A 20,929-nucleotide genomic window follows, 5' to 3' on the forward strand; every position below is an offset into this window, starting at 1 on the left:
AGAGTTAGGTTTTTTAGATGTTCCAGCACAGATCAATATTGTTACTATCAACCTCTCGGTCAGTACTATCTGCTTGAAGTAGCTAGAATGATGCCATGGCAACCTTCTTGGCCCTATTACCCCGCTCCCTAACCACATTTCTGTATGCTGTAGCGGCATTATTGAGGTTTTATGGCAACATCGACACCACCCCCTTCCAACTCATCCCCTTTACCATCCTCGAATGGAGTTTCTGGGCGTTCACTTTGGGCACAGCGTCTTTGGTGGTTAGTCTCGGCCTTGAGTGGAACGCTGGAAATCGAAGCCGATATCAAGCGGCTCAAGCAAGAGAACGAGAAACTCGACGAGATGATCTTGCAAACGAGGAACGAGAAAAAGCAGATCGAGAAAGAAACAGAGCAGATCAAGAAAGACAACGAGCGGCTGGCCGAGCTAGAATCCAAAATCGATTCTTCATTTCGCAAATACGGCATCAACTTACCCCTAACCCAGATACCAGATCAGCCCTGACGGATTTTCTCAGCTTTCTCCAAGAGTATGGCGAGCCCTAATTTATTGCCCGTGGATATGAAGATTAAGGTTTTTGTTTATGGCACCCTCATGCCGGGGGAATGTAATCACCAAGCCTACTGCCACCGTCAGATTGAGCCCCCTACCCTGGGCTATGTGCTCGGCCAAATCTACCATCTGCAATATTTTGGTTATCCAGCTCTGGCGATCGGAGAGGACCGGGTTTGGGGCTATTGCCTCACCTTTCCCCCTGGGTTTTCCCTAGAACACCTGGATAGTTTGGAAGATTATCAACCAGGGCGATCGCCCCAGGAGAATGTTTATGACCGTTGCTGGGCTGAGATATTTGATCCCCAGGATCAGGTAATGACAGAAGCGTGGCTTTACCGTATGGACTCTCGCAAAATTGAGCAGTATGGGGGAATTTACCTGCCCCATGGCCGTTGGTCTGGAAAGCTATAATTCACGGCCTGATGTCTATGCAATTCATGGAAACTGGTATGCCGGACCTACTGAATTCCCCCCAGGCGATCGCCTCAGCCTTGGAATTTTCTTTAAAAAATGGCTTGGGAATTTTAGGGCAAGAATTACCCCTTGATTGGCAAATATGGGAAGAAGAATACGAGCAAAGTTTGACAGGAATTGAATCTCCCCAGATTTTGTTAGCGGAGACAAATGTGGGCAAATTTTGGGCAGCGGTGGTGGCTTTTTTGCGGGTCGGCCGGGGGACGTTATTCATTGCTAATCATCAATGGCAACAAAGGGAATGGCAACAAGTGGCCCAATTTTTGCAACCCGATCGCCTCTGGGGATCATTAATGTGGCAACAGCAGTGGTTAAAGCTCACCGATAGTAATTCAGAATTAACTTCCGTTCACCACAAAACTAACACTCCGAAAAACCAACTAGAAGGGAAAAGCCCAGAACTATTAATTGGTTTTCCCACCGGCGGTTCTTCAGGCACAATCCGTTTTGCCCTCCACAGTCCCCAGACTTTGACCATGGCAGTGGACGGTTTAAAGCAGTTCCTTGGCCCCCTGTTACCTAGGAATGGCCAAATTAATAGTTTTTGTCTGCTTCCCCTGTACCATGTGGGGGGCTTTATGCAATGGTGGCGATCGGCCTTAACTGGAGGGAATTTTAGCCCTCTGGATTACAGCTTAGTGAAACAATCTGCCCCTCCTTTTCCCCCCGATTATGTCACCTCTTTAGTGCCCACCCAGTTGGAGTATTTGCTCGATCGCCATGGTGCCTGGTTAAAAAATTTCCGGCTAATTTTTTTAGGGGGAGCTCCGGCCTGGCCCGCACTCTTGGCCAAAGCAAAAACGGCAAGCCTTAACCTAGCGCCCACCTATGGCATGACGGAAACTGCGGCCCAAATTGCCACCCTTACCCCGGCAGAATTTCTGGCCGGCCAAACGGGTGTCGGAAAGTTGTTGCCCCATGTTCAATTGACCATTACCAACTCCAAAGATGAAATGGTTGCCCCCGGCACAGTGGGCCTTATCAACATCCAATCCCGTGCTTTATTCAAAGGTTATGTCCCCCAGAATGAAAACTCCAGCCGGGAAATTTTCACCACCGGGGATTTAGGTTATTGCCACAACGGTTATCTTCATATCACCGGTCGTCGGGGTCGGCGTCTCATCAGCGGCGGAGAAAATATTGATCCAGAGGACATAGAAGCTCTCTTGCTCGATCGCCATTTAGTCCAAGATGTGGTCATCGTCGGAGTTGGCGATCGCCATTGGGGAGAAATGTTAGTAGCAGTCTATGTACCTAACCCGGGTCCGGGGAATGATGTTTCCACCCTGAGCCAGTGTGTCAAAGCTCAGTTAAGTAAACCGAAATGTCCGAAGCATTGGTTGCCCGTTTCGACCCTACGGCGATCGCCCTTGGGCAAATTAAACTACCAATTTTGGCAAACTTGGGCTACGGAGCAACTAGGGGTCGAAGAGGAGGAGTAACAGCAATAACCTGTGAGTATGGTTTATTTACCGACTTTGCCTAGGATTCAAGTAAGTCGGGGTAAACAAATTTTTGACGTTGATTGGTGCTGTCCCCATAGGAACCTAAACCCTAACTAAGCCGTTGTGTTAGCCTGGGTTAGAAAAAATTGTCGATGCGGTTAATTGTTGTTGAGGAAAAAGATTAATGATTGCCACTCCCCTTGCCCAAGCTGCCACCACCCCCAGTCATTTACCCACGGAAACCAGACCTTGGGGTTCTTTTACCACCCTGGAGGAGGGCAACGGTTACAAAATCAAACGCATCGAGGTCAACCCCGGCCATCGTCTCAGCCTACAAATGCACCATCATCGCAGTGAGCATTGGATTGTAGTCTCCGGCACCGCCCGCATCGTTTGTGGAGATAAAGAAGAACTTTTGGAACCAAATCAGTCCACCTATGTGCCCCAATGCACTGCCCATCGTCTGGAAAACCCTGGGGTAATTAAATTAGTTTTAATTGAAGTGCAGAATGGGGAATATCTGGGGGAAGACGATATTATCCGTTTTCAGGATGACTACGCCCGCGGCTAATTACGACCAGTGGATTTTGGGCTAGCGGCCATCAATTCGGCAATGGTTTGGCAATGGGCCGGTAAGCCTAACTGGGCTGGAGCAACGGGGTTGGGATAGGTGAAATGGCGATAATCCAGGCAAAACCTATCCCAGTCCGCCATTTGAATGCGGAACAGCTTGATGAAAATATTGGCCAAGGTAAGAGAGAGGGGAATTTGAAAGTAGATTTTCTGGCGATGATACTGGCAAACCTGACGGATACCTTCCGTGGCGGTGAGGGGAGCATTACCTAGCACCACATCAATTCGTTTCTGGGGGGGATTGTCAACGTAATAGGCCACCACCCGAGCTATATCCCTACCGTGGATGAAGTGGAAGCTTCCATCGGCCCGGAACCAACGGATCAGGGGTAACCAACGCAAAATTTCCCCCAATCCGCCGGAAAGATGGGAATAGGGTTTACTGGGTTCGCCGCCAAAGACCAGGGTGGGATAAACCACTGTGATTTTGTTAGCCATGGCTTCGGCAATGGGGGTGACTTCCGGTGGAGAATCATGGTGGGATTCCAACGCCTGATGACAGAGATATTTGGTGCGGATATAGTCAGTGCCCAAACTTCCTGCTTCTGGTAGTGGTTGCCCTTGGCGGTCCAAAATGCTGGCGGTGGAAAAATAAATTACCTGTTCGCACCGTTCTGGGTTGAGTAAATTAATCAAAGTCAGGGTTTTGACCACGTTAATGTTGTAGGTCTCCTGGCGATCTCCCCAACTGGTGGCAATGAGAATGGCGCAGTCCATGGTTTGCAGCAAGTCTGCGTGGGCTTCAATGGTGCCCATGTCACCGGGGATTAAATGAATATTACTCCTCAGCTTGGGATCAAATTGGAGTTTATCGGGATTTCTCACCAGTAGGAATAGCTCATGGTCTGTGCCTTGGATTAATTCATCCGCTAAATAGTGGCCAATGCAACCACTGATCCCGGTGATAAAAATGCGTTTTAAACTAGCCATGCCCATACACTCCCCAGAAATAAATTAATTTTGCTCACCCTAACCAAAAAAGGCGATCGCCAAATCCTTGCCATTATTGTTTTGCAATCAACATTGGCTTTAGGACAGCACCCGGATCACACTAGGAATTTCCTTCACTGCTTCTAGTTGGCTAATTTCCTCCAGGGCGGCCCGGTAATCCCCTTCCCGCACATCATGGGTAACGACGACAATTTCTGCACAGCCATCGGTGAAGCCAATTTGCACTAGGGATTCTAAGCTAACCCCGTGGTTGCCAAAACCCATGCCTAAATGGCCAATTACCCCCGGCACGTCAGCACAGAGGAAGCGGCAATAAAAACGGGTAACTAGATCTTCAATGGGGGAAACCTGGCAGTAGTGTTGGTGGGTGCAACTGAGCAGGGGATCAAGGGCAGGATTTTCGTCACTGCTGGTAATAATGCCAACAATGTTAATTACATCGGATACCACCGCACTGGCAGTGGGGCCAGCTCCCGCTCCCCGACCGTAGAACATTACTTGCCCCAGGGGATCTCCAGTCACCAACACACCGTTGTAAACTCCATTAACGCTGGCGAGGGGATGATCCTTGGCGATTAAAGTGGGATGTACCCGCAGTTGCAATGCTTCTGAATCTTCCCCCGCATTACCATCGGCGATCGCCAGTAGTTTAATCACAAAGCCCAGGCGATCGGCGTAGGCAATATCCACCGCACTAACGGATCTAATGCCTTCACAGGCCACATCTTCCCGTTTAACCCGGCCGCCAAAACCGAGGGAAGCAAGGATGGCAATTTTGTCCGCCGCATCCAATCCATCCACATCGGCACTGGGATCCGCTTCGGCATAACCCAATTGTTGAGCGGCCGTTAATACCTCGTCAAAATCCGCCCCCTCACTGGTCATGCGGGAAAGAATATAGTTAGTGGTGCCATTGAGAATACCGACGATACTTTGGATGCGGTTGCCTCCCAGGGATTGCTTGAGGGGCTTAATGATGGGAATGCCGCCCCCCACCGCCGCTTCCAGGAGGACATAAACGCCGTGTTGATTGGCCGCTTCGTAAATTTCTGGGCCGTAACGGGCAATGACCGCTTTGTTGGCGGTGACAATGTGTTTTTTATGGGCGATCGCCTGGAGAATGAGGGATCTAGCGGGTTCCAATCCTCCCATCAACTCCACCACAATGGCAATGTCAGGATCGGTGACAATGGCTTCTAGGTCGGTGGTCAAAACCTCCGGCGGCAAATTTACTTGGCGGGGTTTATCCAAGGAACGCACCCCCACTGCTTTAACCTCAATGGCTTTGAGCAGGGGACTACGACCCTGCGGATCCTGCAAAATTTCCACTGTGCCACTGCCGACGGTACCTAGACCGAGTAAACCAATTTTAACTGTCACAATTTTCCTCCCGTTGCCTTTCCTTTCTTTAGGTTACTGGCGATCGGCTCCCCATTCTATCTGGACTTGGGCAGGGAAAAGAATACTGAAACTCTTTGATTGTTCAAAACGCTGTTTAAACTGACCTGTGCTCCCCCAGCCCCAAATTTGGCTTTGTCCCACCGATCGCCCCTTAATTCCGGGTTATCAAGCCCTATTAAGTTCCGAAGAAATGGCCCGGGGGGAACGCTACCAACGGCCCCAGGATAAGCAACGATTTTTGACTATGCGGTTAGCTTTACGCATACTCCTAGCCCGTCAGCTTGACTGTTTGCCCCAGCAATTACAGTTCACCTATGGCCCCCAAGGTAAGCCGGAGTTAGTGGACAGGGAGCGGAGATCGCCATGGTTTAACGTGGCCCATAGCGGGAATTATGGTTTGATTGGCTTAAGTACAGAGGGGGAAATTGGGGTTGATTTGCAAATTATGCTCCCTAAACCCCACTACTTAAAATTAGCAAAGCGTTTTTTTGCTCCCCAGGAAGTTCAGCAATTGGAAAGTTTAGAGGGGGAAAAAAGAACTAAACTGTTTTACCAACTTTGGACAGCGAAGGAAGCATTTTTAAAAGCTACAGGGAAGGGCATTAGCGGTGGCTTGAATCAAGTTATACCAGACGAAAATTTAGCTAAATATCAGTACTTACCGGATAGCGGAGATACAAACCATTGGCGATTATCTAGTCAACCTTTGTTAGCGGATCAAGGGAGCAACGATAATTATTGGATGGCGATCGCCTGGTGCACTAACGAGGTCAACCAAGTTGAGTCTAATTACTTACCCAATATTCAGCCATTCCAGTGGCCCCGTAACCTTGATTCATTGCCCTAGTTTCGTTACCTTGGGCCGACGGCCTTAATCCTGTGAAACCATGGAAAATCCCCTGCAAAAAGTGGAAGCGGCCATTAACCATCAAGTTAATGAAACGGTGCGCCAAACCAGCGACAAATTCTATGGCCAGCTAGAAAAAATTGTCCATAAAGAATTGACCAGCGATCATTTGGAAAGAATCATCGCTGATGCGGTGGCCCAAACCTTGCGAAAACTGGCTTGGCAGTACTGGTACTTGCTCATAGGGGCCGCCTGTGGGCTGTTGGTAATTCAGGCCTTACTGCTGAGAGTGGTACTTAAAGACACTAATTCCTGTGTGGAGTCTGCGCCGAGATCAGCATCACCATCCCTGAATGTTCCCCAGCGCTGAGAATCTGTTTGAAAAGTTTTATTTTGTCCCCTAAATCTCCTCATTAAATCTTCGACAATGCTGGGGCACTTTTATTTTTAACTTCCCCCCAAACTTGGGGGCCAGGGGGGCTTTTCAAACACGCTCTGAGAGTTAATTAGTTGATCAATTTTAAAACATTAAAACTGCCGCAGAAACCGCAGATCACTGTTATAGAGCCGACGAATATCGTCAATTTGGTGCAACACCATGGCAAATCGCTCTACCCCAAAGCCTGCGGCAAAGCCAGTGTAAACTTCCGGGTCATAACCCACTGCTTCCATTACGTTGGGGTCCACCATGCCACAGCCCATCACCTCTAGCCATTTACCCTGCCATTGCACATCCACTTCCGCTGAGGGTTCGGTAAAGGGAAAATAACTAGCCCGAAAGCGAATCGGCAATGCTTCCCCAAACATTTGTTTGATAAAAGCCTGAATGGTGCCTTTCAAATGGGTGAAAGCTAAACCTTTATCGATCGCCAATAGTTCTACTTGATGAAATACAGCAGAGTGGGTGGCATCCACCGTATCCCGCCGATAAACTCGACCAGGGGCCACAATGCGGATGGGGGGATCATGCTTCTCCATGTAACGGATTTGCACCGGGGAAGTGTGGGTACGGAGCAGACGACCATCTTTTAAAAAGAAGGTATCCTGCATATCCCGAGCGGGGTGGTCAGCGGGAATATTTAACGCTTCAAAGTTGTAATAATCCGTTTCCACTTGGGGCCCCGTAGCGACGGTGTAGCCCAAACCGACAAAAATATCCAACACCCGGTCAACGGTGCTGTTGAGGGGATGGCGACGGCCCTGGGGACGGTAACTGCCCGCCATGGTCACATCTAAAGTTTCCGCCGCTAGCTGAGCTTCGATCGCCGCATTTTGTAGATTGGCTTTGCGGGATTCCAAATCATGCTGGAGTGCCTCTTTTACCTCATTGGCGATCGCCCCAAATTTAGGTCTTTCCTCCGCAGAAAGTTTACCCATACCTTTAAGAATCAGGGACAATTCCCCTTTTTTCCCTAGGTATTGCACCCGCAATTTATCCAACCCATCCAGGTCGTCACAACCGCTGATCGCCGCCTGGGCAGACTGTTGCAGGGATTTTAAATCGGCTTCCAAAGAAATAGTCATGGAAAAATGGGTCTCTCGTAATTCCGCCCTAGCAAAGGCCTTGTTTATGGGGATGGATCAAATACTGATTAGCGCTGGTCAGGTTGATCAACAGGGGATAATTGGTCTTTCCTCGGCCATGGTCAAGGCCAACATCGGCTAAACCTAGGAAAAATCGCCCGTTACCGATTCTACCCCAGCAGAGAGCGCAAATCCTTTGTTATCAAGAGCTAATCCTTGGCACCAGGGGAATCTGCCGCAACTTAATGCCGGGAATGGTGAACTGTTGTTCGATCTGATTTGGCTCTAGGGGAATCGTCTCAGTAAACTTGGACTGGCTTGTGGATAACACCCCCAACACACTCAGGGGCACCTGCAAAAATAAATTGGCCATCAAATAGGCGATCGCCGCTAGCCCAACCCCTGCCAAACGAATCTGGGGCAAATCCGTCACCCAAGGATAGGCGATCGGAGCGTAGTAATACACCAGCCACAATAGACCCAGACTAATTATTCCCCCAAACAAAGTAATCCATCGTTGTTGGCTCCGTTTAAACAAACTTAAAATTCGCAGTTGGTCTTCCCCCAAACTATCCTGGCGCAGAGCAATGATCAGCAAACTAAAAATCTCAAAGGGCTTAAACCATTGCATCACCATCACTGGCAACCAACCCACTGCAATTAAGAAAATTAGTTCCAGGCCATAAACAGAAAAAGGGGTTCCCAGCGCTAACCCCAACATCATGGTTAACAGGGCCAATGGCACCACCACAATCCCCGCCAAATGAATCCAGAGAAATGGTTCTGCCCGAAAAGATGCGCCCATGGTTTAAATGCCTAATTGCTGATCTGGTAGTTGTACCGCACTGCGTCTAATAATACCAAATTGCCTTGGCCCAGAGCTTTTGAGTTAGATTATTTTTTCAAGATTATTAGAAATACTGATTGGAGTAGTGATGGATCAAAGCCAGTTTTCAACGGACAGACCAGGCATCCGTTTAAACTCTCCAGTATTGTCAGTTACGAGAATCAAATTAGCGTAAATAGCTTGACTAGCAATTAAAAGAGCATTGCCACCTATGGGAGTTCCCTGGTGTTCTAAAATAGCTCTGATTTTGCCATACACTTTCTCCATGCCCGCAAGCATTGGCGCAATGGGAACCAAGTCTAGAATTAAGTTAACCCTTTCCTGTAGCCTTTTTGATTGTTTTTTCTCCGCACCAAAAGCTAATTCACAAGCCACGATAATACTTGTGGAGATGTTAGCTTCCCCTACCTCTTTAATTTTGAAGAAAATCGTTCCGTTAGGATGACGAATCAAATTAGAAAGTATATTTCTGTCTAGCAAATAAGGATACTGCACACTTATAAATTAATATTATCTAGAGGAAGATTGTCAGTAAAATTTTCGGGAAAACTTTCTTCTATGTCATCCAAAAGAACCAGTTTGGCCAATAGAGAGGGTTGGGGAAGAGGCTCTATAATTAGGCGGCCATCCTGGCAATAAATTTCCACTTCGGTGGCATTGAGACGAAGATCTTCTGGTAGTGTTAGACTCTGACTTTTGCCACGGGAATCCAGTTTAACAACATAGGTTGAAGACATAGTTACAGATCTTTTCATGGAAATAATTTTAGCTCAGCCTTGGGTAGTTAAAATTTTCTTACTAGGTCAGTTTGCGAGGTGATGGGAGCGATAATTCAAGGGGAAAATTATGACTCTATAGTCTTAGGAATCTAAACTTAGTCTAGTCATACCTATCAGTCATAATTCTAGCAAGGGTTTCTACCCAAAGTAAGAATCCCCGAAAAGCTTATCAGGGAAGCCTCGAGGACAAAAAATGAATTTAGGATAAATCTAAATCTGGATTGCGATTAACTAATCTGGGGTGGGAACTGGTTTTTCCGGAGCTTCCTCCTTTTTGGCCCCTTCAAACACAGCCCGCAACCAAGGGGGAGCCACAAAGGTAGTAACAATGACCATTACGATGATGGCGGCATCGGTGGCAGGATCCAACGCTCCACTAGCGGCCCCTACCCCAGCAAAAACTAGACCCACTTCTCCCCGGGGAATCATGCCTACCCCGATCGCCAATTTGTTCAATTCCGACTTACCAAACAGGGTAAAACCGGTAACCACCTTACCCACGATCGCCACCAGGATTAAAAAGGCGGCAATAATCAAACCTTCTCGGTTAGCAGGTACGGCGGGGTTCAGCACACTGACATCGGTTTTGGCCCCCACACAGACAAAAAATACCGGCACAAAAAAGTCTGCCAGAGGCAAAATTTGTTCTTCTAAATCTTCCCGCTTTTCCGTTTCCGCTAGGATTAACCCCGCTGCGAAGGAACCCAAAATCGCCTCTAACTGAACAATTTGGGCAATGTAGGAAAGGACAAACGCCACACAAATGGATACCAAGAGCAACTGACCCCTGGTTTTCATGCGGTTGACTAGGCTGACATAGAAGGGGCTGAGCAGGCGACCAATTAAAATTGAACCCACCACAAAACCGGTGGCACTAAGGATTAAGTAGATAATATTGCTGATTTGGATCTCCCCAGTTTTTACCAAGCTACCCACCACCGCCAGCACAATAATGCCGAGGATATCGTCCAATACTGCTGCACCAATAATGATCTGCCCTTCATTGGAACTAAGGCGGTTGATCTCAGCCAACACCTTCGCAGTGATGCCGATACTGGTGGCCGTCAGGGCCGCCCCCGCAAAAATTGCTGGAATGGCCGCCACCCCAAAAATGGTCATCAAACCGATGGTGCCCAAACTAAAAGGAGTTACTACCCCCACCACCGCCACGATCGCCGCTTGGGGACCCACCCGAATCAGTTCCTTGAGGTTAGACTCCAAACCAATTTCAAATAGGAGAATAATTACCCCCAACTCGGAAATGACGGAAATCACTTCACTCTGGGCACTGAAAACGGACTGGGCCGCTTCCGGGGATAAATCCGCGGATCCCATCAGCAGTTGAATAACGAGGGAATCTTCGGGGGCCAGACCTCCTTCGGGAAATAATAATAGTTTCAGGGCCGAAACCCCCACTAACACGCCCCCCACCAATTCTCCTAGCACTGGCGGCAGATTGAGTCGGAGACAAACTTCCCCGCCCAACTTACTAGCAAAATAGATCACCACCAGACTGAGGAGCACCCCAGCCAATACCAATGGAGCTATTTCCGTTTCTGTTTCTACGGCAGTGGCGATCATTGGCCACAGGGGAGGGAGCAATGGGTTCATAAACATTTACATTGGATGTCATCTCTAAGCAGGATAAGGCAAAAGCTCCCCAATTTTTAGTGGCGTAGGACTCTGAAAATACAATCCAAACCATTCACTGAGATAGATATTTTCACTGTAGACCAGGGGCAATGGTCAATAGAAGTTGTTATTAACTATAATTCTAGTTTTTGAAATTTATTTGAAAAATTGAGGTGTGGCAGTTAAATCTCCCCCTTGTTTGAGTAGGGATTTTAGTGGGGCGATTGAGCGGGATGATCCTATCTTTAATTGACTTAAGTTTAGAACTAAAAAGACTGATCAAAGGCTGCTAGATAGATGATTTTAATTGTGTCAAACGTCCCTAGCTCAAGATTGGAAAGGCGTCTGTTGGCCTTGGATCACCATTTCTCCCCGGGGTTGACGGGCAGAAACTTCTTTTTCCTCTGTGACCATCACTTCCGAGGCAGACAACCATTTTTCAAAAGGAATCTCTAGCAAAACTTCCCCTTGGGCATTGGGTAGAAAAGAACGACAGGGCACTTTTTTGCCATCAATCACAGCCCAAAGTTGGTAAACCTTACCGTCCTTAATCGGAGGTACATCCCTTAGCACTAATAGTGCTGATGCACTTTCTGCGCCCACAATTAAACTGCCCGTTGCTTGGGATTTAGCCTGGGTGGCCCGCAGGGTTAAAAAGTTTTTGTTGGGTTCCTGAAGAAGATTAACTACCTGACGATAGGCCGACAATTGTTCAGTCTGCTGTTGATCCCCTTGGGAGTCAAGCACCTGTTGCAATGTCTGATTAGTTTGCTCAATGGTGGCTAATTGTTCCTGTAGTCGATAATTTTGCCAGCTTAAACCGGCGATCGCCGTGGCCAGTACACCGCCCAAAGCTAGTTTTCCCCAGGTAAACTTGGGAGTCGATTTAATTACGGATGGAGAAAATTGATTAACTGAAGATTGGGAAAGCAATAGGGGCGGTGGAACATCGGCCGAGGATAGTCCCAAGGGCAAAAGGTTGAGGGTAGCCCGCAGTTGCTCAACTTCCCTTACCAGGACTGGATTTTGGCTTAATAACTCCTCCACCTGGGCCTGCTCCCCTGGATTTAAATCTTCTAGCACATAGCCCGCCAACAATTCCTGCAGGGAGATCGGGTTTAGGGATTCCATCGGTTTACTCCACAAGATCCTGTAATAAATTTTTTAGCTTTAATAACCCCTGACGGGAACGGGTTTTAACCGTACCAAGGGGAATGGCTAATTTTTGGGTAATTTCCGACTGACTCAGCCCTTCATAGTAAGCCAGCTCCAACACCTGCCTTTGGTTAGGGGGCAAAGTCTCCAAGGCCGATGCTACCCGTTGGGACAACTCGGACAAAGCAGCGTTTTCCATAGGTAAATTGGGAACATTCGTTAAGTGGTTGTGTTGACAGGCTTTTAACAGTCGCCCTCGGCTCCGACCCTGGCGAATTCGGTTCAAGGCCCGGGAACGGGTGAGGGTAAGCAAAAAATTGAGTAAATTCCCCCGTTGGGAGTTGTAGGGAGTGGTGGTCTCCAGGCTAAGGAAAATTTCCTGGGTTAAATCCTCCGCATCCTGGGAGCGCTGCAATATGCGTAGGGCTAAACGATAAACCACCGCACCGTAGCGGTTATAGAGAACTCCTAGGGCAAAGGAATCTCCCCGTTGCACCGCCGCCATAATTTCTCCGTCATCCTGCACCACGACTTGCATACTAGAAAAACCAACCCAGTCCTGTCAGCAGATAATATCCCCCTGCTAACATCAACAAGCCACTACCAAGTCCCGTAACCCAATGGGAGTTTTTTAGTAAAACCCGGCTCTGTTTGATCAAACCAGTGAACAGGCTAGCGAAGAAAATAACGGCGGTGTAACCCAAAGCATAGAAAACCATCGCCATCACACTTAAACTCTGGGAACCGGTGGTGGAAGCCGCAGCTAACACGGCAAATAATACCGGACTGGCACAGGGAGAACTCACCAAAGCAAAGGTCATACCCACCCCCAGGGGCCCTGCCACAGGCAAATTAATTTGGGTTTTGGGTAGGGGTAAATGAACTAGTCCGGCAAAACTCAATCCCATGACCAGAATGATGGTGCCGATCGCCACATGAACGTAGCCCTTAAAGTCCACAATGACGGCGGTGGCAAAGGCGGAGACCAAGCCAAATAAGCTGAGCACAATTACCGTACCTAAGACAAATAGGCTAGCTTTGCCCAGGGCTTGGCGGCGGGAAGTAACTTGCAGAGTGCCAATGTAGCTCAGATTCACCGGCAATAGGGCGAGGATACAGGGGGAAAAACTAGCAAGCAGTCCCCCCAGAAAAGCCAGAGGTAGCAATACCAGGGGATTGCCGGTGTTTTGCTGGTCAAACCATTGCTGGTAATGATTTTCAACCGCGGCAATGAAATGATCCAGGCCCGCTGTCAGGGAGGCCCATTGACTAGTGAGCACCACTAAGGACAGGGCTCCCAAAAATAAAATTAGGCAAAATGCCCAGGGAGCCATGGAGGAAAAGGAGCGACGGGCACGATTTAACATGGCGATTTCAGAATTTGGTCAACGAGGAGCGAAGCAGAGGCTGACCAAACCGCCTGCGCCCCGGTGGGGAGGAAATATTTTGATAAAACCTCCAAGGTTGCTAGAGCTTAAGTGGCCCCGGGTCGGAAAATGGACAAAATTATGCAAAAAGAAATGGGGCGATTTCGGTAACAAACCCCCCGGCGTCAACTATTTTTTCGCCATTCTGGAAATTTCCCCATCAATTACCTTGGCGTAGTCCCCAGCATTGGCATTTTTACGAAATTGCTGGACAACCATCCCTGTGGCGGGATCAATGATGGCAACGGTGGCGGTTTGGGTTTTATTGGCTTCAAAGAAGGTTGTTAGCCCCAACTGCTTGGCTTTAGCTTCCGCCGCTTTGGTTGTGTTCTTGTCTGAAACATCCAGCACCACAAAGTTCACTTTGCCCTGGTACTGCTTCTTCAACTGACTAAGGGTAGGAGCAATGGTCTGACAGCCGGGGCACCAAGTGGCATAGATATCCACCACCACTGGTTTGCCTTGGAGGGAAGGGGACAGGGCTTTGGGGGCCTGGGTCTGCATCATTTGGGCAACGCTGACTTGGGGAGAGGAAAGACTCACCGAAGCCACGCCGAGGGCACCACCAAGAAAGGCGATCGCCAGAGTAGATGTTAAAAAGGAGCGGGTAGTTTTCACAGAAAGTGCCTCAATGGAAGGTTCACTTTCTATACACCTCTGACCCGGCTTTTGGATTTATTTAATTTCACCAACTTGATTTAATTAGTTAATTGACAGTTAATTAACCGAAACGACCACTGACATAATCCCGAGTCGATTCCTTGAGCGGATTTTGGAAAATTTCTTCCGTGGGGCCATATTCCACTAAGCTGCCCACTTTGGCACCTCTGTCTACCGATTCCACATTGAAAAATGCCGTGTAGTCCGACACCCGGGACGCCTGTTGCATGTTGTGGGTCACAATCACAATGGTGAATTGCTCTTTGAGTTCGTGCATTAACCCTTCAATCTTCAAGGTAGAAATGGGGTCGAGGGCCGAACAAGGTTCATCCATCAAAATTACTTCCGGCTGAACGGCGATCGCCCGGGCAATGCAGAGCCGTTGTTGCTGACCACCGGAGAGGGAAAAGCCACTGGCTTTCAATTTATCTTTCACTTCGTCCCAGAGGGCGGCCCGACGCAGGGAAGTTTCCACCAATTCGTCCATATCCCCTTGGAAATTGTTTAGCTTAGCTCCCCAGGCAATGTTTTCGTAAATTGACTTGGGAAAAGGATTGGCTTTCTGAAATACCATGCCAATGGAACAGCGTAAACCCACCGGATCAACGCTGGGGGCATAAATATCCGAACCGTGGTAGGTAATGCGTCCCTCCACCCTGGCGATGGAAACCAAATCATTCATGCGATTGAAGCAACGGAGCAGGGTGCTCTTACCACAACCGGAGGGACCAATAAAAGCCACCACCCGTCTTTCGGGAATGGAAATATTGCAATCTTTGACTGCAAGGTGGGAACCGTAATAAACGTTAACGCCCTGGGCTTCTAACACCCCCTTCGTGGCCACGCCGTTGGAAACTACCATAACTAATATCCTCTTGAAAATTTAAAAATAATTGGTTACTAATAACGGAAAAGCTTGGGTTGTTCTAGACCGAGGGACTTCCCAGGTTTGACAGAGTAAAACAGAGAGAACCATTTAACCAAAGCGCCCACTGACATAGTCCTTGGTTTCCTGTTCCTGGGGGTCACCAAACACCTTGCCAGTTCGGTCAAATTCCACCAGATAGCCCACTTTATTGCCTTTGTCCGTGGCTTCTGCGTTGTAAAAAGCAGTGTAATCCGCCACCCTGGTGGCCTGTTGCATATTGTGGGTAACGATGATGATGGTGTAGTTTTCCTTCAACTCATTCATCAACTCTTCCACTTTCAGGGTAGAAATGGGGTCTAGCGCTGAGCAGGGTTCATCCATTAACAATACTTCCGGTTGCATGGCGATCGCCCGGGCGATGCAAAGTCGTTGTTGCTGACCACCGGAAAGGGAAAAACCACTGGCTTTTAATTTATCTTTCACTTCGTCCCAGAGGGCGGCCCGTCGGAGGGAATCTTCCGCCAACTCTTCCAAATTGCCTTTGTAGCCATTGACCCTGGCACCGTACACCACGTTATCGAAAATGGTTTTTGGGAAAGGATTAGGCTTTTGGAAAACCATGCCAATATATTTCCGCACCGCAGTGACATCAATATTAGGCGAGTAGAGGTCTTGGCTATGGTAAAGAACCTTGCCCTCTAGTCGGAAACTTTCAATCAGGTCATTCAAACGGTTAAAGCAACGCAAAATGGTACTTTTACCGCAACCGGAGGGGCCAATGAAAGCAGTAATTTTATTTTTAGGAATAGTCAGGGAAACGTCCCGCACTGCCCGGTGGCTACCGTAATAGATATCTAGGTTCTGGGTAGTAAAGACGGGGATGGTTTCAGTTAATGGTTGCGCCGGGGATTCGTTCATGGGGGATTCCTCATTCAATTAGTATCTAATAAGCCTTCTTCCGGGTAAAGAAGCGGGCGGTGATGTTGGTAATCAGCACTAGAAACACCAGCAATAACGAAGCCGCCCAGGCCAATTCCTGTTGGGATTTGTAGGGCACCGACGCAAAGTTATAAACCAACACAGCCAGGGTAGCGATGGGTTCTTTTAGTCCCCGGGGCCAGAAGTTGGAGTACAAAGCAGTGAAAATTAGGGGAGCCGTTTCTCCAGCGGCCCTGGCGATCGCCAATGTGACCCCGGTGATAATGGAGGAAAGGGCAGCGGGCAGAACCACAAATAAAACAGTTTGGTATTTGTAGGCCCCTACCCCCAGGGCAGCCCAGCGAATATCCTGGGGCACAATCTGTAAAGCTTCGTCGGTGGTGCGGATAATGGTGGGTAACATCAACACCGCCAGGGCAACCCCCCCCGCAATGGCCGAAAAACCAAATAGCCCCGAAGACACCAAGGCACCGTAGGCAAATACCCCGGCAATGATGGAAGGAATACCGCTCAACAGGTTAGTGGCAAAACGTACCGCCCTGGCCACTTGGTTATCGCCGCTAAATTCGGAAAGATAAACCGCACTCAAAACGCCGATGGGTACAGCAATCACCGTGGCGATCGCCACCACAATGAAAGTCCCAATAATGGCGTTACCTACCCCACCACCGGCCAAACCGGGAGCCGGAGGTAGTTTGAGAAAAAGGTTGAGGTTAAGGCTGCGGAAACCCTGAATGGCAACAAAAATCAGCACCGCAAACAGGGGAATAACGGTGGCCAATAGACAGGCCGCCGACACGGCAGTCATGGAGTAACCAAAGATAGCTCTCAGGTCAGATTTCTTCTTTTGGAGGTTAACGGCGGTCATGGGTTTGGGGGGCCAGGGCCTAGGAGAATAAGCAAAAATATAGGTTTGGGAAGAGTTTGAGAGTTCGAGATTCGTCTTTTAAACTGACTGGCTTAATCCAGAGCTTTGATTTAAATTTCGCCCGTAATTGTCAAGTCAGGGAAACGGCTCAAACAGCCCCTAAGTAAAAATAATTGCAGCAAAAACTAATATTTAGCTTTGACTTTGTTCACAATCAGTTCTGCCAAAATATTGACAATGAAAGTAAGAACAATCAGCACAAAACCGGCATACATCAACGCCGAAACCTGCATCCCCGAAGCTTCAGCAAACTGGTTAGCTAGTAGGGAAGCAATGGTGTTGGCAGGATTCAATAAAGACCAACTCAGACGGTTAGAGTTACCAATGATCATGGTCACGGCCATCGTTTCCCCCATGGCCCTTCCTAATGCCAGCATAATCCCCCCGACAATGCCGGAGAAAGCGGCGGGAATCAACACCCGAAAAATGGTTTCCCACCGGGTAGCCCCCAGTCCCAAGGAAGCTTGTCGTAATTCCGGCGGTAAGGAAGCCAAAGAATCCCTGGCGATCGCCGTAATGATCGGCAAAATCATAATGGCCAAAACAATACTGGCGGGTAACATACCGGGGCCAGCAGGCGGGGTGCTAAAGAGGGGAATCCAACCAAAATATTCGTTTAACCACATCCCCACCGGTTTAATCAGGGGAATAATGACGAAAATGCCCCACAACCCATAGACCACACTGGGAATGGCCGCCAGCAATTCCACCATAAAAGTGAGGACAGTACGAATTTTACTGGGAATGAAATCCTCACTTAAAAACAACGCCGTACCGATGCCCAGGGGAATAGCCAGTAGTAAGGCCAAGCCGGAGTTGACCAATGTGCCCACCATAATGGCCAGGATTCCATACTGGCTGGTAACAGGATTCCAAGTATTATTGGTGATAAAGCCCAGCCCAAAAGCTTTAATTGCCGGCACCGACTGAGACAAAATCAACAGGGCGATCGCCAGCAAAATCAGCCCAATACTGACGGCAAAGGCTAAAGTTAAATACTTAAATCCCTTCTCCAAATTTTTTTCAAGATCGGAGCGGGAAGCCAGGGGCTTTGTCCGGGAATAGGGCGCAGTGGTCATGGAAAAATGGGGAATTAGGAAAGGCAAATGGGAAGGAAGATCAATGGCGATCGCCTCCCCACTCGGATATTTGCGACTGAACTATTTCAAGGTAATGGTGTAATCGGGGGAGATTTTGTCAGCAGCGGCGGCCACTTTTTCCCGCACATTTTGAGGTAAAGGTACATAACCCAAAGTGGGGGCCATGGTTTGACCTTCATTCAGACCAAATTCCACCATCGCTTCGATACCTTTAGCCTTTTCCGCATCAGCGTACTGGGGATAAAGCAACATCCAGGTGTAGGTAACAATGGGATAGGAATCAGCCCCAGCGGGGTTAGTGATGAATTCCCGCAGGTTTTCCGGCAGTTCGACTGCAGCCAGGGTGGCCGAAGCATTTTCATCGGTCGGCACAACAAACTGTCCATCCTTGTTCTGGAGGCTGGCCATGGTCAGGTTATTGTTGGTGGCGTAGCCATATTCAACGTAGCCAATGGCTCCCTCATTTTGTTGAATACCAGCGGTTACACCTTCGTTACCCTTACCACCGATGAATTTACCTTTACTGGTGGGCCACTCAACGGTTTTACCGTCACCGATGGTTTCCTTAAATTCGGGACTCATGGCGGCCAAGTTCATGGTGAAAACCGCCGTGGTACCGCTACCGTCGGAACGATGCACCACCGTGATAGGGCGATCGGGCAAGGTCAAATCGGGATTATCCGCCACTAATTTGGGGTCATTCCATTTAGTAATATTGCCCAACATGATGCCCGCCAAGGCTTCCTGGGATAACTTCAACCCTTCCACCCCAGGCAAGTTGTAGGCCATAACAATGCTACCAGCGGTCATGGGAAGCATTACCACTTCACCGTTAACCTTGGCAATCTCTTCGTCGTCCATGGCCACATCGCTGGCACCAAAATCCACGGTCTTACTCATGAATTGCTCAACCCCAGCACCACTACCCACGGACTGATAGTTAACTTCTAAGTTAGGCACAGCTTGATTGAGGGCCACAAACCAGCCTTGGTAAAGGGGAGCAGGAAAACTAGCACCGGCACCGGTCAAGGAAACTTTACTGGCAAAGGCATCTGCGGCAGTAGTTGTAGTTGCATCACCACCACCGGTTTGGGCTGTGTCACCACCACCACCACCGCCACCACAGGCTGCCAGACCAACAGTTAGTGCCAGGATAGAAGCTGTGGGCACTAAATGCTTGGACAACTTTTTAATCTGCTTGAAAGTAGTCATTGATGTGTTCTCGACGCGGATTTGTATAATCTGGCTAAACAGTTGCTCATGATACAGTCATTAAGCCAGACCATGGTAAAGGGAAGGTTAAGGTCTATGGAATTGGGATTTTCTTCCTGGGAATCCCCAATACTTGCCCCTTGAGAAAGTGTTTGGAAAGTTCTGTTTTGGCTGTTTAATCCCCCCTAGCCCCCTTTGGAAGGGGGAAACTGTTACACAAGTCCCTCTTTTTAAGCCGGAGCTTTAGTAAGGAGATTTAGGGGGATAAATCCTTTGATTTTGACTTTTCAAACAAACTCTGACGGCTTCGCCCCTTGTTTATTATTCAAAGGAGGCTTGTTTCTTTAACAACTCACCAATGGTCAGATCCATAACACTTTCGCCACCGAAGACCGTGCCCACTTCCCCTTTGTTGAAGCTAATTTTGCCTAGGTTATAGGCTTCCTCGGGCAAGGGAATATAACCAACCTTGGTGGCAGTGGCAGAGGCGTTGGCCAGATAAAAATCGACAAATTCCCGTAGGGCAGGATTATCTTGGGCTTTGGTTGCGTTGACGTAGATAAATAAAGGGCGGGACAGGGGTTGATACTCAGATTTTTCCACCGTTTCTCGGGAAGGCAGCACTGGTCCTCTACCGTTATCGACCCCAATGGCTTTCAAGTCAGCAATACGACCTTCGTAGTAGGCAAAGCCAAAATAGCCTAGGGAATAAAGGTCTTGGACAACTCCCTGCACCAAAATTTCATCGTCTTCACTTTTTAGGGTATCGAGACGACTAGCTCCAGCTTGACCAACGATCGCCTCGGTGAAGTAATCAAAGGTGCCAGAATCCTCACCGGGGGAGTAGAGGTTAATAGGTTGGTCGGGAAATTCGGGCCGGACTTGGTTCCAGCGGGTCAAGGTTTTTTCGGCGGCAGGTTCCCAAATGCGCTTTAGCTCTTCGACAGTCAAACTTTTCAGCCAGTCATTTTTGGGATTGCTGACCACAGTAATGGCATCAAAGGCAATGGGCAATTCCACATACCGCACCTGGTTGTCATTACATAATTTCATTTCCTGCTTGTTAATGGGGCGGGATGCGTCAGCAATGTCTGTTTTACCCTCGCAAAATAGCTTAAAACCGCCGCCAGTGCCAGAAAATTCCACATCAATGTCGACCCCTTTCTTACCCCCAGAGAAATCTGCAACAATCGCCTCGGTAATGGGGTAAACCGTACTCGAACCATTAATGGCGATCGATTGACTGGTCTGGGATGGTGTACAGGCAGAAATTCCCAACAAGAGCAAAGCCATAGGGACAATGCCCCGGCTCAATCGACTTAAATCAAACATTTTTACTTCTCCGCCCCCAGGGTGGTCGATTGTGATTAGCCGTTGACGGTAGCTTTAGGGCATCTATCAACATTTTTGTATATTAAAGTCGCCCCGGCTGGTTGAAGGTTAAGCCCTAGTAAAGGTTTGGTTAAAGGGCTGGAGAGGTTGATCGTGCCGTATTTTTCGTCCCTAACATTTGTAAACCAAGGGATATATTCTTCGAGCCGTAATT

24 protein-coding genes are annotated in these 20,929 nt (G+C 48.5%); 7 read left to right on the forward strand and 17 right to left on the reverse strand.

The window, feature by feature from the left end:
• Positions 1-95 precede the first annotated feature (95 nt).
• The 4 genes from SYNPCCP_RS17005 to SYNPCCP_RS12285 all read left to right on the forward strand — a co-directional run bounded on the left by SYNPCCP_RS17005 (position 96) and on the right by SYNPCCP_RS12285 (position 3,051).
• Positions 96-551, forward strand: a complete 456-nt coding sequence (locus SYNPCCP_RS17005) for a hypothetical protein (RefSeq protein WP_010873547.1) — start codon at positions 96-98, stop codon at positions 549-551.
• Positions 538-972, forward strand: a complete 435-nt coding sequence (locus tag SYNPCCP_RS12275) for a gamma-glutamylcyclotransferase (protein WP_010873548.1) — start codon at positions 538-540, stop codon at positions 970-972. Before SYNPCCP_RS17005 ends, SYNPCCP_RS12275 begins: the two co-directional genes overlap by 14 nt.
• 17 nt (positions 973-989) lie before the next feature.
• On the forward strand, positions 990-2,477 hold the full coding sequence (locus tag SYNPCCP_RS12280) for a 2-succinylbenzoate--CoA ligase (protein ID WP_231848038.1): 1,488 nt from the start codon (positions 990-992) through the stop codon (positions 2,475-2,477).
• Between the two features lie 187 nt (positions 2,478-2,664).
• Positions 2,665-3,051, forward strand: a complete 387-nt coding sequence (locus tag SYNPCCP_RS12285; protein ID WP_010873550.1) for a phosphomannose isomerase type II C-terminal cupin domain — start codon at positions 2,665-2,667, stop codon at positions 3,049-3,051.
• On the opposite strand, the gene SYNPCCP_RS12290 is transcribed toward SYNPCCP_RS12285, so the two are convergent.
• On the reverse strand, positions 3,048-4,049 hold the full coding sequence (locus tag SYNPCCP_RS12290) for an NAD(P)-dependent oxidoreductase (protein ID WP_010873551.1): 1,002 nt from the start codon (positions 4,047-4,049) through the stop codon (positions 3,048-3,050). The genes SYNPCCP_RS12285 and SYNPCCP_RS12290 overlap by 4 nt on opposite strands.
• 93 nt (positions 4,050-4,142) lie before the next feature.
• Entirely contained in the window at positions 4,143-5,444 is a 1,302-nt protein-coding gene (locus SYNPCCP_RS12295) for a homoserine dehydrogenase (RefSeq protein ID WP_010873552.1), read from the reverse strand.
• A 127-nt stretch (positions 5,445-5,571) separates the two neighbouring features.
• Here SYNPCCP_RS12295 and SYNPCCP_RS12300 point away from each other — a divergent pair, with 127 nt between their 5' ends.
• Together SYNPCCP_RS12300 and SYNPCCP_RS12305 are read left to right on the forward strand one after the other, a co-directional pair.
• A complete protein-coding gene (locus tag SYNPCCP_RS12300) occupies positions 5,572-6,312 on the forward strand; it encodes a 4'-phosphopantetheinyl transferase superfamily protein (protein ID WP_010873553.1) in 741 nt (246 codons plus the stop codon).
• A 40-nt stretch (positions 6,313-6,352) separates the two neighbouring features.
• Positions 6,353-6,682, forward strand: coding sequence for a hypothetical protein (locus SYNPCCP_RS12305; RefSeq protein ID WP_010873554.1), 330 nt, complete (start codon positions 6,353-6,355; stop codon positions 6,680-6,682).
• 158 nt (positions 6,683-6,840) lie between these two features.
• On the opposite strand, the gene pheS is transcribed toward SYNPCCP_RS12305, so the two are convergent.
• Entirely contained in the window at positions 6,841-7,836 is a 996-nt protein-coding gene (gene pheS, locus SYNPCCP_RS12310) for a phenylalanine--tRNA ligase subunit alpha (protein WP_010873555.1), read from the reverse strand.
• Here pheS and SYNPCCP_RS17330 point away from each other — a divergent pair.
• Positions 7,835-7,978 carry a hypothetical protein gene (locus SYNPCCP_RS17330; protein ID WP_158299080.1) on the forward strand — a complete coding sequence of 48 codons (144 nt, stop codon included), beginning with the start codon at positions 7,835-7,837 and terminating at the stop codon, positions 7,976-7,978. The genes pheS and SYNPCCP_RS17330 overlap by 2 nt on opposite strands.
• Positions 7,979-8,038: 60 nt before the next feature.
• Here the strand turns inward: SYNPCCP_RS17330 and SYNPCCP_RS12315 are convergent, their stop codons facing one another.
• From SYNPCCP_RS12315 to SYNPCCP_RS12380, 14 genes are all read right to left on the reverse strand, one after another.
• Positions 8,039-8,641, reverse strand: coding sequence for a low-complexity tail membrane protein (locus SYNPCCP_RS12315; protein ID WP_010873556.1), 603 nt, complete (start codon positions 8,639-8,641; stop codon positions 8,039-8,041).
• A 135-nt stretch (positions 8,642-8,776) separates the two neighbouring features.
• Positions 8,777-9,178, reverse strand: coding sequence for a type II toxin-antitoxin system VapC family toxin (locus SYNPCCP_RS12320; protein ID WP_010873557.1), 402 nt, complete (start codon positions 9,176-9,178; stop codon positions 8,777-8,779).
• Positions 9,179-9,180: 2 nt separating this feature from the next.
• A complete protein-coding gene (locus SYNPCCP_RS12325) occupies positions 9,181-9,420 on the reverse strand; it encodes an antitoxin (protein WP_020862133.1) in 240 nt (79 codons plus the stop codon).
• 273 nt (positions 9,421-9,693) lie between these two features.
• Positions 9,694-11,079: a cation:proton antiporter gene (locus SYNPCCP_RS12330; RefSeq protein WP_010873559.1), complete on the reverse strand. Its 1,386-nt coding sequence runs from the start codon at positions 11,077-11,079 to the stop codon at positions 9,694-9,696.
• A gap of 342 nt (positions 11,080-11,421) precedes the next feature.
• A complete protein-coding gene (locus tag SYNPCCP_RS12335; protein WP_010873560.1) occupies positions 11,422-12,225 on the reverse strand; it encodes an anti-sigma factor domain-containing protein in 804 nt (267 codons plus the stop codon).
• A gap of 4 nt (positions 12,226-12,229) precedes the next feature.
• Positions 12,230-12,787, reverse strand: a complete 558-nt coding sequence (locus tag SYNPCCP_RS12340; protein WP_010873561.1) for a sigma-70 family RNA polymerase sigma factor — start codon at positions 12,785-12,787, stop codon at positions 12,230-12,232.
• 1 nt (position 12,788) lies between these two features.
• A complete protein-coding gene (locus SYNPCCP_RS12345) occupies positions 12,789-13,616 on the reverse strand; it encodes a cytochrome c biogenesis protein CcdA (RefSeq protein WP_010873562.1) in 828 nt (275 codons plus the stop codon).
• A gap of 189 nt (positions 13,617-13,805) precedes the next feature.
• A complete protein-coding gene (locus tag SYNPCCP_RS12350) occupies positions 13,806-14,294 on the reverse strand; it encodes a thioredoxin family protein (protein WP_010873563.1) in 489 nt (162 codons plus the stop codon).
• A gap of 103 nt (positions 14,295-14,397) precedes the next feature.
• Positions 14,398-15,198, reverse strand: coding sequence for a phosphate ABC transporter ATP-binding protein PstB (gene pstB / locus SYNPCCP_RS12355; protein ID WP_010873564.1), 801 nt, complete (start codon positions 15,196-15,198; stop codon positions 14,398-14,400).
• 114 nt (positions 15,199-15,312) lie between these two features.
• Positions 15,313-16,122: a phosphate ABC transporter ATP-binding protein PstB gene (pstB, locus tag SYNPCCP_RS12360; protein WP_010873565.1), complete on the reverse strand. Its 810-nt coding sequence runs from the start codon at positions 16,120-16,122 to the stop codon at positions 15,313-15,315.
• A 25-nt stretch (positions 16,123-16,147) separates the two neighbouring features.
• A complete protein-coding gene (gene pstA, locus SYNPCCP_RS12365; protein WP_010873566.1) occupies positions 16,148-17,011 on the reverse strand; it encodes a phosphate ABC transporter permease PstA in 864 nt (287 codons plus the stop codon).
• Positions 17,012-17,196: 185 nt separating this feature from the next.
• A complete protein-coding gene (gene pstC / locus SYNPCCP_RS12370) occupies positions 17,197-18,150 on the reverse strand; it encodes a phosphate ABC transporter permease subunit PstC (protein ID WP_010873567.1) in 954 nt (317 codons plus the stop codon).
• 81 nt (positions 18,151-18,231) lie between these two features.
• The gene (gene pstS / locus SYNPCCP_RS12375; RefSeq protein ID WP_010873568.1) at positions 18,232-19,383 is read right to left on the reverse strand and encodes a phosphate ABC transporter substrate-binding protein PstS; all 1,152 of its coding nucleotides are present in this window, start codon (positions 19,381-19,383) and stop codon (positions 18,232-18,234) included.
• A 321-nt stretch (positions 19,384-19,704) separates the two neighbouring features.
• Positions 19,705-20,715 (reverse strand): PstS family phosphate ABC transporter substrate-binding protein, encoded by a 1,011-nt coding sequence (locus SYNPCCP_RS12380; protein ID WP_010873569.1) that lies wholly within the window; start codon positions 20,713-20,715, stop codon positions 19,705-19,707.
• Positions 20,716-20,929 lie beyond the last annotated feature (214 nt).

Origin of the sequence: Synechocystis sp. PCC 6803 substr. PCC-P, from assembly GCF_000284455.1 — a bacterium.
Classification (GTDB): Bacteria; Cyanobacteriota; Cyanobacteriia; order Cyanobacteriales; family Microcystaceae; genus Synechocystis.

Bases quoted from the DNA above. Each gene is read 5' to 3' on its own strand.
- SYNPCCP_RS12345 (WP_010873562.1), bottom strand. From the start codon at position 13,616: ATGTTAAATCGTGCCCGTCGCTCCTTTTCCTCCATGGCTCCCTGGGCA.
- pstB (WP_010873565.1), bottom strand. From the start codon at position 16,122: ATGAACGAATCCCCGGCGCAACCATTAACTGAAACCATCCCCGTCTTT.
- pstB (WP_010873564.1), bottom strand. From the start codon at position 15,198: ATGGTAGTTTCCAACGGCGTGGCCACGAAGGGGGTGTTAGAAGCCCAG.
- SYNPCCP_RS12290 (WP_010873551.1), bottom strand. From the start codon at position 4,049: ATGGGCATGGCTAGTTTAAAACGCATTTTTATCACCGGGATCAGTGGT.
- pstS (WP_010873568.1), bottom strand. From the start codon at position 19,383: ATGACTACTTTCAAGCAGATTAAAAAGTTGTCCAAGCATTTAGTGCCC.
- SYNPCCP_RS12340 (WP_010873561.1), bottom strand. From the start codon at position 12,787: ATGCAAGTCGTGGTGCAGGATGACGGAGAAATTATGGCGGCGGTGCAA.
- SYNPCCP_RS12315 (WP_010873556.1), bottom strand. From the start codon at position 8,641: ATGGGCGCATCTTTTCGGGCAGAACCATTTCTCTGGATTCATTTGGCG.
- pstC (WP_010873567.1), bottom strand. From the start codon at position 18,150: ATGACCACTGCGCCCTATTCCCGGACAAAGCCCCTGGCTTCCCGCTCC.
- SYNPCCP_RS12325 (WP_020862133.1), bottom strand. From the start codon at position 9,420: ATGTCTTCAACCTATGTTGTTAAACTGGATTCCCGTGGCAAAAGTCAG.
- SYNPCCP_RS12275 (WP_010873548.1), top strand. From the start codon at position 538: ATGGCGAGCCCTAATTTATTGCCCGTGGATATGAAGATTAAGGTTTTT.
- SYNPCCP_RS12285 (WP_010873550.1), top strand. From the start codon at position 2,665: ATGATTGCCACTCCCCTTGCCCAAGCTGCCACCACCCCCAGTCATTTA.
- SYNPCCP_RS12380 (WP_010873569.1), bottom strand. From the start codon at position 20,715: ATGTTTGATTTAAGTCGATTGAGCCGGGGCATTGTCCCTATGGCTTTG.
- SYNPCCP_RS17005 (WP_010873547.1), top strand. From the start codon at position 96: ATGGCAACCTTCTTGGCCCTATTACCCCGCTCCCTAACCACATTTCTG.
- SYNPCCP_RS12280 (WP_231848038.1), top strand. From the start codon at position 990: ATGCAATTCATGGAAACTGGTATGCCGGACCTACTGAATTCCCCCCAG.
- pstA (WP_010873566.1), bottom strand. From the start codon at position 17,011: ATGACCGCCGTTAACCTCCAAAAGAAGAAATCTGACCTGAGAGCTATC.
- SYNPCCP_RS12305 (WP_010873554.1), top strand. From the start codon at position 6,353: ATGGAAAATCCCCTGCAAAAAGTGGAAGCGGCCATTAACCATCAAGTT.
- SYNPCCP_RS12330 (WP_010873559.1), bottom strand. From the start codon at position 11,079: ATGTTTATGAACCCATTGCTCCCTCCCCTGTGGCCAATGATCGCCACT.
- SYNPCCP_RS17330 (WP_158299080.1), top strand. From the start codon at position 7,835: ATGGAAAAATGGGTCTCTCGTAATTCCGCCCTAGCAAAGGCCTTGTTT.
- pheS (WP_010873555.1), bottom strand. From the start codon at position 7,836: ATGACTATTTCTTTGGAAGCCGATTTAAAATCCCTGCAACAGTCTGCC.
- SYNPCCP_RS12335 (WP_010873560.1), bottom strand. From the start codon at position 12,225: ATGGAATCCCTAAACCCGATCTCCCTGCAGGAATTGTTGGCGGGCTAT.